The following is a 14,697-nucleotide window of genomic DNA, read 5'->3' as shown; positions in this document are numbered from 1 at the left end:
TGGCGGTGACGGCGCGGGCTTCGATGGCGGCAGCGGCGCCGGCACCGTCGAGGCGGTCCATGTTGGCTTCGGTGGCGTGGCCGGCGTTGGCGCCTTTGACGGCGACTTCGCCGTCTTCTTCTTTGTCGAATTCGTCCCAGCTCAGCATGACGTGTCGTCTCCTGCGTGAGGGCTCGAAGGTGCCCGTGTGAAACCGGATGGTTGGGGGTTCACACGGCCCTCGGGCCGCGGTGGATCTTAAGGAATCGTTTGTTGCAACAGCTAGCGCAGGCATTAAACGCAATGGGGTGAACGGGTGCTCTGCGTGAGGCTTGAGGGGCGGAGCGATAGATGCATGCTCCTGCGGAGGCCTCAGGTCGGCTCTTCATCCCAGTGTAAAGGGATATTGCAGGCCCGATTTACCCGCGCATTATAGGGAAAAAAACGGCTTTGTGTTGTGGCAGATGCGCTCGGATTGCTGACAAAACGCCTGGTATTCGAGCCAGAGCGAGGGTTTACAGGGGGTTGGTGCCGGAGGATTTTTTTGACGGACGGTGGGCTATTTATTGCGGGGGCTGGCGAGGTTTTTTGAGCGGGGGAGCGGGAGGCGGGTTTTTGGCCGCAAGAACAATTTCTTGCGGCGAATAAGATCACGGTCAATGTGAACTAACGAAGTTGTTATCCGTTAGAGCAACCGTTACCCATCACATGGTAGTTAAGAATGTGGCGCTGACCTTTGGAGTCTTCATATTCCATTTTTACCGGTACGACTTCGCATACATCTGGAATGGTGCTCATGGAGACTACTTTGGCGACGTCCAGGTGAGTGCTGTAGGTGTAGTCTTCAACAATCGGGGCGTTCTGGCCGGCTACGTCAGTCGGGGCTTCCTCGGCCAGGGCGGCGGTGGCGCACAAGCTGCTGAGGGCCATAACTAATAAAGCTTTCATTTCTCTTTTTACCTTCTTCAGTGCGAAAGGGGGCACGGGGCCCTTTGGAGGCCTCGTGTGTAACTTAGGGGTGTTTACTTCCGATTAACGTGCCTTCGTGGGGGCTGTTACGTTGTTAATCTGGTTGCCTTGTTGGCGGAGTCGATTTTAGGCCTGCGGGTTATATTCATATACCCGTGCTTTTGATAAACACTATTGGTGGTTTTTGTAACAATCCCCCGTCGCAGGTTTTTTTACGTGTCCGCCAAGCGCCGCAGGCTACGGGCCAGAGGGGGGAAGGAGATAGCAGGGCAATTTGTAGGGTCTTGTTACTACCATCGTCGAATGGTTCTATAGGCTGACCCCGGCTACAACTGGGGTCATACAAAAACAACTATTTCACCGAGGTAAGAAAGATGAGTGCGGCTTCCCTGTACCCCGTTCGCCCCGAAACAGTAGCCAACACGCTGACTGACGAGGCGACCTACAAGGCCATGTACCAGCAGTCGGTGGTCAACCCCGATGGTTTCTGGCGTGAGCAAGCCAAGCGTCTTGACTGGATCAAGCCTTTCACCACGGTGAAGCAGACCTCATTCGACGATCACCATGTCGACATCAAGTGGTTTGCCGATGGCACCTTGAACGTTTCCTACAACTGCCTGGACCGTCACCTCGCCGAGCGCGGCGACCAGGCGGCGATCATCTGGGAGGGCGATGACCCTGCCGACAGCCGCACCATCACCTACCGCGAGTTGCACGAACAAGTCTGCAAGTTTGCCAACGCGCTGCGTGGCCAGGACATACACCGCGGCGACGTGGTGACTATTTATATGCCGATGATCCCCGAAGCTGCGGTCGCCATGCTGGCCTGTGCCCGCATCGGTGCGATCCACTCGGTGGTGTTTGGCGGTTTCTCGCCGGAGGCCTTGGCTGGTCGCATCATCGACTGTAAGTCGAAAGTGGTAATCACCGCCGACGAAGGTGTGCGCGCCGGTAAGAAGATTCCGTTGAAGGCCAACGTCGACGACGCTCTGACCAACCCGGAAACCAACAGCGTCCAGAAAGTCATCGTGTGCAAGCGCACCAGTGGCAGTATCAAGTGGAACCAGCATCGCGACATCTGGTACGAAGACCTGATGAAAGTGGCGGGCACCGTGTGCGCGCCGAAAGAGATGGGCGCCGAAGAAGCGCTGTTCATCCTTTATACCTCCGGCTCCACCGGCAAGCCTAAAGGCGTGCAGCACACCACTGGCGGCTACTTGTTGTATGCGGCCCTGACCCATGAGCGCGTGTTCGACTACCGCCCGGGCGAAATCTTCTGGTGTACCGCCGACGTCGGCTGGATCACCGGCCACACCTATATCGTCTACGGGCCACTGGCCAATGGCGCGACCACGCTGATGTTCGAAGGCGTGCCTAACTACCCGGACATCACTCGGGTGGGCAAGATCGTCGACAAGCACAAGGTCAATGTTCTCTACACCGCGCCGACGGCGATCCGCGCGATGATGGCTTCCGGCACCGCCGCCTGCGAAGGCGTTGATGGCAGCAGCTTGCGCCTACTGGGTTCGGTGGGTGAGCCGATCAACCCGGAAGCGTGGGACTGGTACTACAAGAACGTCGGCCAATCCCGTTGCCCGATCGTCGATACCTGGTGGCAGACCGAGACCGGCGCCACCCTGATGAGCCCGCTGCCGGGCGCCCATGCGCTCAAGCCGGGTTCGGCGGCACGGCCGTTCTTCGGTGTGGTGCCGGCCTTGGTGGACAACCTGGGCAACATCATCGAAGGCCCTGCCGAAGGCAACCTGGTGATCCTCGATTCGTGGCCAGGCCAGGCCCGTACCCTGTACGGCGACCATGACCGTTTCGTCGATACCTACTTCAAGACCTTCCGGGGCATGTACTTCACCGGTGACGGCGCCCGTCGCGATGAAGATGGCTACTGGTGGATCACCGGCCGTGTGGATGACGTGTTGAACGTGTCCGGCCACCGTATGGGGACCGCCGAGATCGAAAGCGCCATGGTCGCCCACCCGAAAGTCGCCGAAGCGGCGGTGGTGGGTGTGCCGCACGACATCAAGGGCCAGGGCATCTATGTGTATGTCACCCTGAAAAATGGTGAAGAGCCGACCGAAGCGCTGCGCCTGGAACTGAAGAACTGGGTGCGCAAGGAAATCGGGCCGATCGCTTCGCCGGACGTGATCCAGTGGGCACCGGGCTTGCCGAAGACGCGGTCGGGCAAAATCATGCGACGTATCCTGCGCAAGATTGCCACGGCTGAGTACGATGGCTTGGGCGATATCTCCACCCTGGCCGACCCAAGTGTGGTGGCGCATTTGATTGAGACCCACAAGACCATGAACGTCGCGTAAGACGGGTAGGTGGGACAGAGCCCCATTCGGCGTGAGCCGGGTGGGGCTTTTTTGTGGTCTCTCAAAACCACTGAAGATCCCATGTTTGTGGTCTCTCAAAGCCACTGAAGATCCCATGTGGGAGGGGGCTTGCCCCCGATGGCGGTGGATCAGTCACTGATCAGTTGGCTGAAGACCGCTATCGGGGGCAAGTCGAATCGTCGCACCGCCCCTCCCACATGGACCTGCATAACCCCAGGCCAATAAATATCGACTTCTTCGTCAGGACGTTTCTGAATGTTACCGAGCGGCGCAAATGTGTAACCCTTCGCCCGAACATGAGGCAAAGTGCTACGGGTTTGCACCGAAAAGCCGCGTTTTAGACAGCTCCCAGTATTAGATTAAACGCCAGACTTGCCGTGCTAGAAGGGTTTGCGAATAATAGGCCCGCTATTTGCAGTATCAACAGGTTTAATATCTTTTGTCTCTGCATAAAAAACAGGGACTGTCAATGTGCTGGAACCGCTTTCTCGGTGCTTCTGTAAATTGTTGTCGCATTGAGGAAATATCGGCTTCCGGCCTGTCGTTAGAATGCCGATCACTCGCTCGTCGTCGTCGCTGTTGAATCGGCGTAGGACGCAGCACCGCTATTCGGTTTCACTCAGTCGCATCGTGGGCCATGGCTCATACTGCTGTTTTGCCCTATACCGATGGAGTCCCAAGATGAAGAAACTCGTGCTGTTGGGCGCCCTGGCGCTGTCCGTGCTGTCCATGCAGGCTTTCGCTGAAGGCAAGCCTCTGAAAATTGGTATCGAAGCGGCATACCCTCCGTTTGCCTCGAAGGCGCCGGATGGCAACATCGTCGGTTTTGACTACGACATCGGCAACGCTCTGTGCGAAGAGATGAAGGTCAAGTGTACTTGGGTCGAGCAAGAGTTCGACGGCCTGATCCCCGCGCTGAAAGTGCGCAAGATCGACGCGATCCTGTCGTCCATGTCCATCACCGACGACCGCAAGAAGTCCGTGGACTTCACCAACCGCTACTACCTGACCCCGGCGCGCCTGGTGTTGAAGGAAGGCACGACCGTCAGCGACAGCCTGGATGAGTTGAAAGGCAAGAAGATCGGCGTGCAGCGCGGTTCGATCCATGACCGTTTCGCCAAGGAAGTACTGGCGCCTAAAGGTGCCACGGTTGTTCCTTACAGCTCGCAGAACGAAATCTACCTGGACGTGGAAGCCGGTCGCCTCGACGGCACCGTGGCTGACGCCACCCTGTTGCAGGAAGGTTTCCTCGATACGGCTGCGGGTAAAGGCTACGCGTTCACCGGCCCGGCCTTTACCGATAGCAAATACTTCGGCGATGGCATCGGTATCGCGGTACGTAAAGGCGACAAGGAAAACCTGGACCGCATCAACGCTGCGATCACTGCGATTCGTGCCAACGGCAAGTACAAGGCTATCCAGGACAAGTACTTCAACTTCGATATTTACGGCCCAGACGCCAAGTAAATCGTCGCAGCGGTCTGTCCAGAATGGCGCAAGCAACAGAATTCCTGCGGTTTGCGCCATTTTTTCATCCCCCTTTTCGAGGACCTGAATCATGTTGAAAGGCTACGGGGCCGTCATCCTCGATGGCGCATGGTTGACGCTTCAGCTCGCCTTGTCGTCCATGGCCTTGGCCATCGTTCTGGGTCTGATCGGGGTCGCGTTACGCCTGTCGCCGGTGCGCTGGTTGGCCTGGCTGGGTGACTTGTACTCCACGGTGATCCGTGGGATTCCCGACCTGGTGCTGATCCTGCTGATTTTCTACGGCGGTCAGGACCTGCTCAACCGCGTCGCGCCGATGCTTGGCTATGACGACTATATCGACTTGAACCCCTTGGCCGCCGGTATCGGCACCCTGGGTTTCATCTTTGGCGCCTACCTGTCGGAAACCTTCCGCGGCGCCTTCATGGCCATCCCCAAGGGCCAGGCCGAAGCCGGCCTGGCGTATGGCATGAGCCCTTTCCAGGTGTTTTTCCGGGTGATGGTGCCGCAGATGATCCGGCTGGCGATCCCCGGGTTTACCAACAACTGGCTGGTCCTGACCAAGGCCACCGCGCTGATTTCGGTGGTGGGCCTGCAAGACATGATGTTCAAGGCCAAGCAGGCGGCGGATGCCACCCGCGAGCCTTTTACCTTCTTCCTCGCAGTGGCGGCGATGTACCTGGTGATCACCAGCGTATCGTTGCTGGCGTTGCGTCATCTTGAGAAGCGCTACTCGGTAGGCGTAAGGGCGGCTGATCTATGATCTTCGACTACAACGTCATCTGGGACGCCATGCCGCTGTACCTCGGCGGCTTGCTGACCACCCTGAAACTGCTCGCCATTTCGCTGTTCTTCGGCCTGCTCGCCGCCTTGCCCCTGGGCTTGATGCGGGTGTCCAAGCAGCCGATCGTCAACGGCGCGGCCTGGCTCTACACCTATGTGATCCGCGGCACACCGATGCTGGTGCAGCTGTTCTTGATCTACTACGGCCTGGCCCAGTTCCAGGCGGTGCGCGAGAGCTTCCTGTGGCCGCTGTTGTCCAGCGCCACGTTCTGCGCGTGCCTGGCCTTTGCGATCAACACCAGCGCCTACACCGCCGAAATCATCGCCGGGAGCCTCAAGGCCACCCCCAACGGCGAGATCGAAGCGGCCAAGGCCATGGGCATGTCGCGCTACAAACTGTACCGCCGCATCCTGCTGCCATCGGCCCTGCGCCGGGCGCTGCCGCAGTACAGCAACGAAGTGATCATGATGCTGCAGACCACCAGCCTGGCATCCATCGTCACCCTGATCGACATCACCGGTGCCGCGCGCACGGTGAACGCACAGTTCTACCTGCCGTTCGAAGCCTATATCACCGCCGGCGCGTTCTACCTGTGCCTGACCTTCATCCTGGTGCGCCTGTTCAAGTTGGCCGAGCGCCGCTGGCTGAGCTACCTGGCTCCACGGAAGCACTGATATGGAACGTATCGATCACCTGTTGCCCTGGGGCCACCTGGGTTGCGAGCGCCAACTGAGCGTGTTCCGTTTCGGCAGCGGCGAGCGCAAGGCCTACATCCAGGCCAGCCTGCACGCCGATGAACTGCCGGGGATGCGTGCCGCGTGGGAGCTGAAAAAGCGCCTGACCGAACTGGAACAGCAAGGCGCGCTCAACGGCGTGATCGAGTTGGTGCCGGTGGCCAACCCGATGGGCCTGGGCCAGCTGTTGCAAGGCAGCCATCAAGGGCGTTTCGAGATTGGCAGCGGCAAGAATTTCAACCGCGATTTCGTCGAGTTGAGCGAGCCGCTGATCGCACAACTGCACGGCAAGCTCGGCGATGATCCCCATGCCAATGTGCGCGTGATCCGCCAGGCGATGCGCGATACGCTCGACGCGCTGCCCGCGCCGGCCAGCCAGTTGCAAGGCATGCAGCGGGTGCTGCTGAGCCACGCCTGCACCGCGGACATCGTCCTCGACCTGCATTGCGACGCCGAAGCCGCGCTGCACATGTACGCGCTGCCCCAGCATTGGCCGCAGTGGCGGTCGCTGTCGGCGCATTTGAATGTGAAAGTCGGGCTGCTGGCGGAAGACTCCGGCGGCAGTTCGTTCGATGAAGCCTGCTCGCTGCCCTGGCTGCGTGTGTCGCGGGCGTTCCCCGAGGCGCAGATTCCGCTGGCGTGCCTGGCGACCACCCTGGAACTGGGCGGCCAGGCCGATACCGGCCGCGACGAAGCGATCTTCCACGCCGAAGGCATCCTCGCGTTCCTCGCCGAGCAGGGCCTGATTAAAGGTGAGTGGCCGGCGCCACGTCACGAACCCTGCGAAGGCGTGCCCTTCGAAGGCACCGAATTGCTGTTTGCACCCCACGCTGGCGTGATCAGTTACCTGCGTAAAGCCGGTGACTGGGTGGACGCCGGCGAGCCGGTTTTTGAAGTGATCGACCCTCTGGAAGACCGCGTGAGCATCATCTGCGCCGGCACTTCGGGGGTGCTGTTTGCCGTTGAACGGCTACGTTATGCCCAAGCGGGTTTCTGGCTGGCCAAGGTGGCGGGGCGCGAAGCGCTGCGTCACGGGCGCTTGCTCAACGACTGACCACCTGTTTTTGTGAGAACCGACCGCATGTACAAGCTTGAAGTCCAAGACCTGCATAAACGCTATGGCAGTCATGAAGTGCTCAAAGGCGTGTCCCTGGCCGCCGCGGCCGGTGATGTGATCAGCATCATCGGTTCCAGCGGTTCGGGCAAAAGTACCTTTTTGCGCTGCGTCAACCTGCTGGAGCAGCCCCACGCCGGCAAGATCCTGCTCAATAACGAAGAGCTGAAACTGGTGGCCGGCAAAGACGGCGCCCTGCGGGCCGCCGACCCGAAACAGCTGCAACGCATGCGTTCGCGCCTGTCCATGGTGTTCCAGCATTTCAACCTGTGGTCGCACATGACCGCGCTGGAAAACGTGATGGAAGCCCCGGTGCATGTGCTGGGCATGTCGAAAAAGGACGCGCGGGAAAAGGCCGAGCACTACCTGGCCAAAGTCGGCGTGGGCCATCGTAAGGATGCGTTCCCTGGTCATATGTCCGGTGGCGAGCAACAGCGCGTGGCGATTGCCCGTGCGCTGGCGATGGAGCCGGAGGTGATGCTGTTCGACGAACCCACCTCGGCGCTGGACCCGGAGTTGGTCGGCGAAGTGTTGAAAGTGATGCAGGACCTGGCCCAGGAAGGCCGCACCATGGTGGTGGTGACCCACGAAATGGGCTTTGCCCGTGAAGTGTCCAACCAGTTGGTATTCCTGCACAAAGGCATCGTCGAAGAACGCGGCAACCCGCGTGAAGTGCTGGTCAATCCCCAGTCCGAGCGGCTTCAGCAGTTCCTCTCCGGCAGCTTGAAGTAGCCACTCCTTTTATGTGGGAGGGGGCTTGCCCCCGATAGCAGTCTGTCAGTTGATACATCTGGTGACTGATACACCGCTATCGGGGGCAAGTCGAATCGTCGCACCGCCCCTCCCACATTGGATGTTCATCGTTTTTGAGATTTGTGTTCGTTTACGGGCTAGCATTGGCCCACGGCTTCTTTCACTGTTTTTGCTTCGGATAGCCCTCCATGACTGCCCATCGAATTGGTTTCCTGATTTGGCCCAGCACAAAAGCACTGACGCTTGCGCTGGCTGAGGAGGCCTTGCGCGTTGCTCAGCGGGTGCATCCGGAGGTGGTCTATGAACTGTCGTTTCTGCAGGCCGAACCGCAGACCGATGGCGCCTGGCAACTGCCCGGCGGGCCGTGGGCCGGCAAGCTCGAAGGCTTCCAGAAACTGTTCCTGCTGGCCGACGAACCGCCCACCGCGATCGCTTCGCAGCTCAGCACCGCGCTCAAGCAACTGGTGCGCGCCGGGTGTGTGATCGGCGGCTTGTCGGCCGGTGTCTACCCGCTGGCTCATCTCGGTCTGCTCGACGGCTACCGCGCCGCCGTGCATTGGCGCTGGCAGGACGATTTCGCCGAGCGCTTCCCCAAGGTCATCGCCACCAGCCATCTGTTCGACTGGGACCGCGATCGCCTGACCGCCTGTGGCGGCATGTCGGTACTCGACCTGTTGCTGGCGGTGCTGGCCCGTGATCACGGCGCCGAGCTGGCCGGTGCGGTGTCCGAGGAACTGGTGGTGGAGCGCATCCGCGAAGGCGGCGAGCGCCAGCGCATCCCTCTGCAAAACCGCCTGGGCTCGAGCCATCCGAAGCTGACCCAGGCGGTGCTGTTGATGGAGGCCAACATTGAGGAACCGCTGACCACCGACGAAATCGCCCAGCATGTCTGCGTGTCGCGACGACAACTGGAACGCATCTTCAAGCAATACCTCAATCGCGTCCCCAGCCAGTATTACCTGGAACTGCGCCTGAACAAGGCCCGACAGATGCTGATGCAAACCAGCAAGTCGATCATCCAGATCGGCCTGTCCTGCGGCTTCTCCTCGGGGCCGCACTTCTCCAGCGCCTACCGCAATTTCTTCGGCGCCACCCCCCGCGAAGACCGCAACCAGCGACGCAGCAGCAGCCCGTTCGAGTTGTCGTCGGTGCCGTCCGAACGCGGTTGATCTCACCCGCGCGATCCCTGCGGTAGATAGATAGCCGACCGCCGGCCAAGTTACGCCTATCCTGCTCGACCACCTGCCGCTGTGCCCCGGTAGCGTTTAAACTGCGCCATTGCGATGCTATTTGTCGCATTGGCGTAAACCCGCCAAAATCGCGGGTTGGCGCTATAAGAAGTTGTCGCTTGGCGGCAAGGCCGCGCTGAAAACTGTCCTTACAATCCCTGCATCGCCCGCCAGTTCCAGGCAGGCGTTCCTCTTCAGGAGACTCCGATGTCCGTTGAGCAAGCCCCGGTGCAACGTGCCGATTTCGACCAGGTCATGGTGCCCAATTACGCACCTGCCGCATTCATCCCCGTGCGCGGCGCAGGTTCGCGCGTGTGGGACCAGGCGGGTCGCGAGCTGATCGACTTTGCCGGCGGCATCGCGGTCAATGTTTTGGGCCATGCCCACCCGGCGCTGGTCGGTGCGTTGACCGAACAGGCCCACAAGCTGTGGCACGTCTCCAACGTCTTCACCAATGAGCCGGCCCTGCGCCTGGCCCACAAGTTGATCGACGCCACTTTTGCCGAGCGTGTGTTCTTCTGCAACTCCGGCGCCGAAGCCAACGAGGCTGCGTTCAAGCTGGCCCGTCGCGTGGCGTTCGACCGCTTCGGCAGCGAGAAATACGAGATCATCGCCGCCCTCAACAGCTTCCACGGCCGCACCCTGTTCACCGTCAACGTCGGTGGCCAGTCGAAGTACTCCGACGGCTTCGGGCCGAAGATCACTGGCATCACCCATGTGCCGTTCAATGACCTGGCCGCGCTGAAAGCTGCCGTGTCGGACAAGACCTGCGCCGTGGTGCTGGAACCGGTGCAAGGCGAGGGCGGCGTGCTGCCGGCCGAGCTGGCCTACCTGCAAGGCGCCCGCGAACTGTGCGACGCCCACGACGCGCTGCTGGTGTTCGACGAAGTGCAGACCGGCATGGGCCGCAGCGGCCATCTGTTCGCCTACCAGCACTACGGTGTGGTGCCGGACATTCTCACCAGCGCCAAGAGCCTGGGCGGCGGTTTCCCGATTGCCGCGATGCTCACCACGGAAGCCTTGGCCAAGCACTTGGTGGTCGGCACCCACGGCACCACCTACGGCGGCAACCCGCTGGCGTGTGCGGTGGCGGGGGCGGTGATCGATGTGATCAACACGCCTGAAGTGCTGGCCGGCGTCAACGCCAAGCACGACCTGTTCAAGGCCCGCCTGGAACAGATCGGCAAACAATACGGGATCTTCAGCGAAGTGCGCGGCCTCGGCCTGCTGCTCGGTTGCGTGTTGAGCGACGCCTGGAAAGGCAAGGCCAAGGACGTGTTCAACGCGGCCGAGAAAGAAAACCTGATGATCCTGCAAGCCGGCCCCGACGTGGTGCGTTTCGCGCCGAGCCTGGTGGTGGAGGATGCGGACATCAATGAAGGCCTGGACCGTTTTGAGCGTGCTGTTAAAACACTGACCCAAGCCTGATACACATTTATCTGTCGGACTGGGTCGAATGTGGGAGGGGGCTTGCCCCCGATAGCGGTGTATCAGTCACCAGATGTATCAACTGACAGACTGCTATCGGGGGCAAGTCGAATCGTCGCACCGCCCCTCCCACATTGGATATGTGTTGTTCCTGACCTGTCCGGTACTTTTTCCTATGAGTTTTTCGAGTTAAGGAGTGACACCATGCTGGTGATGCGCCCCGCGCAAATGGCTGATCTGGGCGAGGTGCAGCGTCTGGCTGCGGACAGCCCGATTGGTGTCACCTCCTTGCCGGACGATGTGGAGCGCCTGAGCGACAAGATCGCCGCCAGCGAAGCGTCCTTCGCTGCCGAGGTCAGTTTCAACGGTGAAGAAAGCTATTTCTTCGTGCTCGAAGACACCGAGACCGGCAAGCTCGTCGGCTGTTCGGCCATCGTCGCCTCGGCCGGCTACTCGGAACCGTTCTACAGCTTCCGTAACGAGACCTTCGTCCACGCCTCCCGCGAGCTGAAGATCCACAACAAGATCCACGTGCTTTCCCAGTGCCACGACCTCACCGGCAACAGCCTGCTCACCAGCTTCTACGTGGTGCCGGAGCTGGTCGGTTCGCCGTGGTCGGAACTCAATTCCCGCGGCCGCCTGTTGTTCGTCGCCAGCCATCCCGAGCGCTTCGCCGACTCGGTGGTGACCGAGATTGTCGGCTACAGCGACGAGAACGGTGATTCGCCGTTCTGGGACGCCATCGGGCGCAACTTCTTCGACCTCAACTACGCCGCCGCCGAGCGCCTGTGCGGGCTGAAAAGCCGCACGTTCCTCGCCGAGCTGATGCCGCACTACCCGATCTACGTGCCGCTGCTGCCGGACGAAGCTCAGGAAGCCATGGGCCAGGTGCATCCGCGTGCGCAGATCACCTTCGACATCCTCATGCGCGAAGGCTTCGAGACCGATCACTACATCGACATCTTCGACGGCGGCCCGACGCTGCACGCGCGGGTCTCGGGCATTCGCTCGATCGCCCAGAGCCGCGTGGTGCCGGTGAAGATCGGCGAGAGGGTCAAGGGTGTCGGCCGCCAGTACCTGGTGAGCAACGCGCAGTTGCAGGATTACCGCGCGGTGCTGCTGGAGCTGGACTACGCGCCCGGCAAACCGGTGACCCTGGACCTGGAAGCGGCCGAAGCCCTGGGCGTCGGCGAAGGCGCCAGCGTGCGTTTGGTTGCGGTTTAACGCAGAGTTTTGCGGGTGGCCTGAACGGGCGGCCCGCCTGAGGAGATAGCATGATCGTTCGTCCCGTACGCAGCAGCGATTTACCGGCCCTGATTGATCTGGCGCGCAGCACCGGCACCGGCCTGACCACCTTGCCGGCCAACGAAGAGCGCCTGACCCACCGGGTCGGCTGGGCCGAAAAAACCTTCCGCGGCGAAGCCGGGCGCGGGGATGCCGACTACCTGTTCGTGCTGGAAAACGACGAAGGCCGCGTGGTGGGGATTTCCGCCATCGCCGGCGCCGTCGGCCTGCGCGAGCCCTGGTACAACTTCCGGGTCGGCCTGACCGTCAGCGCCTCCCAGGAGCTGAATATCTACCGTGAGATCCCGACGCTGTTCCTGGCCAACGACCTCACCGGCAACTCCGAACTGTGTTCGTTGTTCCTGCACGCCGATTACCGCAACGGCCTCAACGGCCGCATGCTGGCCAAGGCGCGCCTGCTGTTTATCGCGGAGTTCCCGCAGTTGTTCGGCAACAAGATCATCGCCGAGATGCGCGGCGTGTCCAATGAAGCCGGGCGTTCGCCGTTCTGGGAAAGCCTGGGCCGACACTTCTTCAAGATGGAATTCAGCCAGGCCGACTACCTCACCGGCGTGGGCAACAAAGCCTTTATCGCCGAGTTGATGCCGAAATTTCCGCTGTACAGCTGCTTCCTGTCGGAGGATGCGCGCAACGTGATCGGCAAGGTCCACCCGGATACCGAGCCGGCGCTGAGCATGCTCAAGAGCGAAGGGTTCAGCTACCAGGGCTATGTCGACATTTTCGACGCCGGCCCGGCGGTGGAATGTGAGACCAGCAAGATCCGTGCGGTGCGCGACAGCCAGTCGCTGGTGTTGGCCATCGGCACGCCAGGCGACGACGCCACGCCGTTCCTGATCCATAACCGCAAACGCGAAGAGTGCCGCATCACCGCCGCACCGGCCCGCCTGGCGGCAGGCACGCTGGTGGTCGATCCGTTGACCGCCAAGCGCCTGCAGCTGGTGGTGGGCGATCAAGTGCGTGCCGTACCGTTGTCTGCTGCTCGGGAGTCGAAATAATGAATTCGCTGTATATCGCAGGTAGCTGGCTGGCTGGCCAGGGTGAGTTGTTCGAATCGCGCAACCCGGTGACCCAGCACGTGCTGTGGGCCGGCAATGGCGCCAGCGCCGAACAGGTCGAATCCGCCGTGCAGGCGGCGCGCCAGGCGTTTCCGGCGTGGGCCCGGCGCTCGTTGGAAGAGCGCATCGGCGTGCTCGAAGCCTTCGCCAATGCCTTGAAAAGCCGCGCCGATGAAATTGCCCGCTGCATCGGTGAAGAAACCGGCAAGCCCCTGTGGGAATCGGCCACCGAAGTCACCAGCATGGCCAACAAGATCGCAATCTCGGTGCAAAGCTACCGCGAGCGTACCGGCGAGAAGAGCGGCCCGCTGGGCGACGCCACCGCCGTGCTGCGCCACAAGCCTCACGGCGTGGTGGCGGTGTTTGGTCCTTACAACTTCCCCGGCCACCTGCCCAATGGGCATATCGTCCCGGCGTTGCTGGCGGGCAATACCGTGTTGTTCAAACCCAGCGAGTTGACCCCGAAAGTCGCCGAGTTGACCGTGCAATGCTGGATCGAAGCCGGCCTGCCGGCGGGCGTGTTGAACCTGCTGCAAGGTGCGCGGGAAACCGGGATCGCCCTGGCGGCCAACCCGGGTATCGACGGGTTGTTCTTCACCGGCTCCAGCCGCACCGGCAACCACCTGCACCAGCAGTTCTCCGGGCGCCCGGACAAGATCCTGGCCCTGGAAATGGGCGGTAACAACCCGCTGGTGGTGGATCAAGTGGCCGACGTGGATGCGGCGGTCTACACCATCATCCAATCGGCGTTTATCTCGGCCGGCCAGCGTTGCACCTGTGCCCGTCGCTTGCTGGTGCCCGAAGGCGCCTGGGGCGATGCGCTGCTGGCGCGGCTGGTGGCGGTCAGCGCGACGATTACGGTCGGTGCATTCGACCAGCAACCGGCGCCGTTCATGGGCTCGGTGATTTCCCTGGCGGCGGCGAAAGCCTTGATGGACGCCCAGGAACTGCTGTTGGCCAACGGCGCCGTGGCGCTGCTGGAAATGACCCAGCCGCAGGCTCAGGCCGCGTTGCTGACCCCGGGCATCATTGACGTGACCGAAGTGAGCGAGCGCGCCGATGAAGAGTTGTTCGGCCCGCTGTTGCAGGTGATCCGCTACGCTGATTTCGCCGCGGCGATTGCCGAGGCCAACAACACCCAGTACGGCCTGGCCGCCGGTTTGTTGTCGGACTCCGAAGCGCGCTACCAGCAATTCTGGCTGGAAAGCCGCGCCGGGATCGTCAACTGGAACAAACAACTGACCGGCGCCGCCAGTACCGCGCCGTTCGGTGGTGTCGGGGCTTCGGGCAACCATCGCGCCAGCGCCTATTACGCAGCGGATTATTGCGCGTACCCGGTGGCGTCCCTGGAAACCCCAAGCCTGGTGCTGCCAGCCACACTCACCCCCGGCATTACACTGATCTAAAGGTGGGAGGGGGCTTGCTCCCGATAGCGGTGGATCAGTCACCTGATTCATCAACTGGCAGACTGCTATCGGGGGCAAGCCCCCTCCCACATTAGGTCGGTGGTG

At 61.3% G+C, this 14,697-nt stretch carries 12 protein-coding genes and 1 pseudogene; 11 read left to right on the top strand and 2 right to left on the bottom strand.

Annotation, left to right across the window (positions count from 1 at the left end; translation table 11 throughout):
* Positions 1–148: pseudogene (locus C8K66_RS29090) on the bottom strand (ribonucleotide-diphosphate reductase subunit beta); the annotation flags it as partial.
* Between the two features lie 509 nt (positions 149–657).
* Positions 658–927, bottom strand: a complete 270-nt coding sequence (locus tag C8K66_RS29085; RefSeq protein ID WP_017849219.1) for a DUF2790 domain-containing protein — start codon at positions 925–927, stop codon at positions 658–660.
* 395 nt (positions 928–1,322) lie between these two features.
* On the opposite strand from C8K66_RS29085, the gene acs reads away from it, so the two are divergent.
* From acs to astD, 11 genes are all read left to right on the top strand, one after another.
* On the top strand, positions 1,323–3,278 hold the full coding sequence (gene acs, locus C8K66_RS29080; protein WP_017849218.1) for an acetate--CoA ligase: 1,956 nt from the start codon (positions 1,323–1,325) through the stop codon (positions 3,276–3,278).
* Positions 3,279–3,980: 702 nt separating this feature from the next.
* Positions 3,981–4,766: an ABC transporter substrate-binding protein gene (locus C8K66_RS29075; RefSeq protein WP_017849217.1), complete on the top strand. Its 786-nt coding sequence runs from the start codon at positions 3,981–3,983 to the stop codon at positions 4,764–4,766.
* 91 nt (positions 4,767–4,857) lie between these two features.
* On the top strand, positions 4,858–5,547 hold the full coding sequence (locus tag C8K66_RS29070; protein WP_010566615.1) for an ABC transporter permease: 690 nt from the start codon (positions 4,858–4,860) through the stop codon (positions 5,545–5,547).
* On the top strand, positions 5,544–6,242 hold the full coding sequence (locus C8K66_RS29065) for an ABC transporter permease (protein WP_017849216.1): 699 nt from the start codon (positions 5,544–5,546) through the stop codon (positions 6,240–6,242). The genes C8K66_RS29070 and C8K66_RS29065 overlap by 4 nt, the downstream gene beginning before the upstream one ends.
* Position 6,243: 1 nt before the next feature.
* Positions 6,244–7,356, top strand: a complete 1,113-nt coding sequence (locus C8K66_RS29060) for a succinylglutamate desuccinylase/aspartoacylase family protein (protein WP_046382322.1) — start codon at positions 6,244–6,246, stop codon at positions 7,354–7,356.
* A gap of 27 nt (positions 7,357–7,383) precedes the next feature.
* Positions 7,384–8,148, top strand: a complete 765-nt coding sequence (locus tag C8K66_RS29055; protein WP_046382323.1) for an ABC transporter ATP-binding protein — start codon at positions 7,384–7,386, stop codon at positions 8,146–8,148.
* Positions 8,149–8,357: 209 nt separating this feature from the next.
* The gene (locus tag C8K66_RS29050) at positions 8,358–9,338 is read left to right on the top strand and encodes a GlxA family transcriptional regulator (protein WP_017849213.1); all 981 of its coding nucleotides are present in this window, start codon (positions 8,358–8,360) and stop codon (positions 9,336–9,338) included.
* A 267-nt stretch (positions 9,339–9,605) separates the two neighbouring features.
* Positions 9,606–10,826, top strand: coding sequence for an aspartate aminotransferase family protein (locus C8K66_RS29045; RefSeq protein WP_046382325.1), 1,221 nt, complete (start codon positions 9,606–9,608; stop codon positions 10,824–10,826).
* A gap of 204 nt (positions 10,827–11,030) precedes the next feature.
* Positions 11,031–12,050 (top strand): arginine/ornithine succinyltransferase subunit alpha, encoded by a 1,020-nt coding sequence (gene aruF, locus C8K66_RS29040; RefSeq protein WP_017849211.1) that lies wholly within the window; start codon positions 11,031–11,033, stop codon positions 12,048–12,050.
* 50 nt (positions 12,051–12,100) lie between these two features.
* Positions 12,101–13,126, top strand: coding sequence for an arginine N-succinyltransferase (astA, locus tag C8K66_RS29035; protein WP_017849210.1), 1,026 nt, complete (start codon positions 12,101–12,103; stop codon positions 13,124–13,126).
* Positions 13,123–14,592, top strand: a complete 1,470-nt coding sequence (gene astD, locus C8K66_RS29030) for a succinylglutamate-semialdehyde dehydrogenase (RefSeq protein ID WP_165933344.1) — start codon at positions 13,123–13,125, stop codon at positions 14,590–14,592. The genes astA and astD overlap by 4 nt, the downstream gene beginning before the upstream one ends.
* The last annotated feature ends 105 nt before the right edge of the window (positions 14,593–14,697 follow it).

This window comes from Pseudomonas sp. GV105, assembly GCF_003058185.1.
Classification (GTDB): Bacteria; Pseudomonadota; Gammaproteobacteria; order Pseudomonadales; family Pseudomonadaceae; genus Aquipseudomonas; species Aquipseudomonas veronii.
The sequence above is the reverse complement of the archived record's forward strand: the minus strand, read 5'-3'. Positions and strand labels throughout refer to the sequence as shown.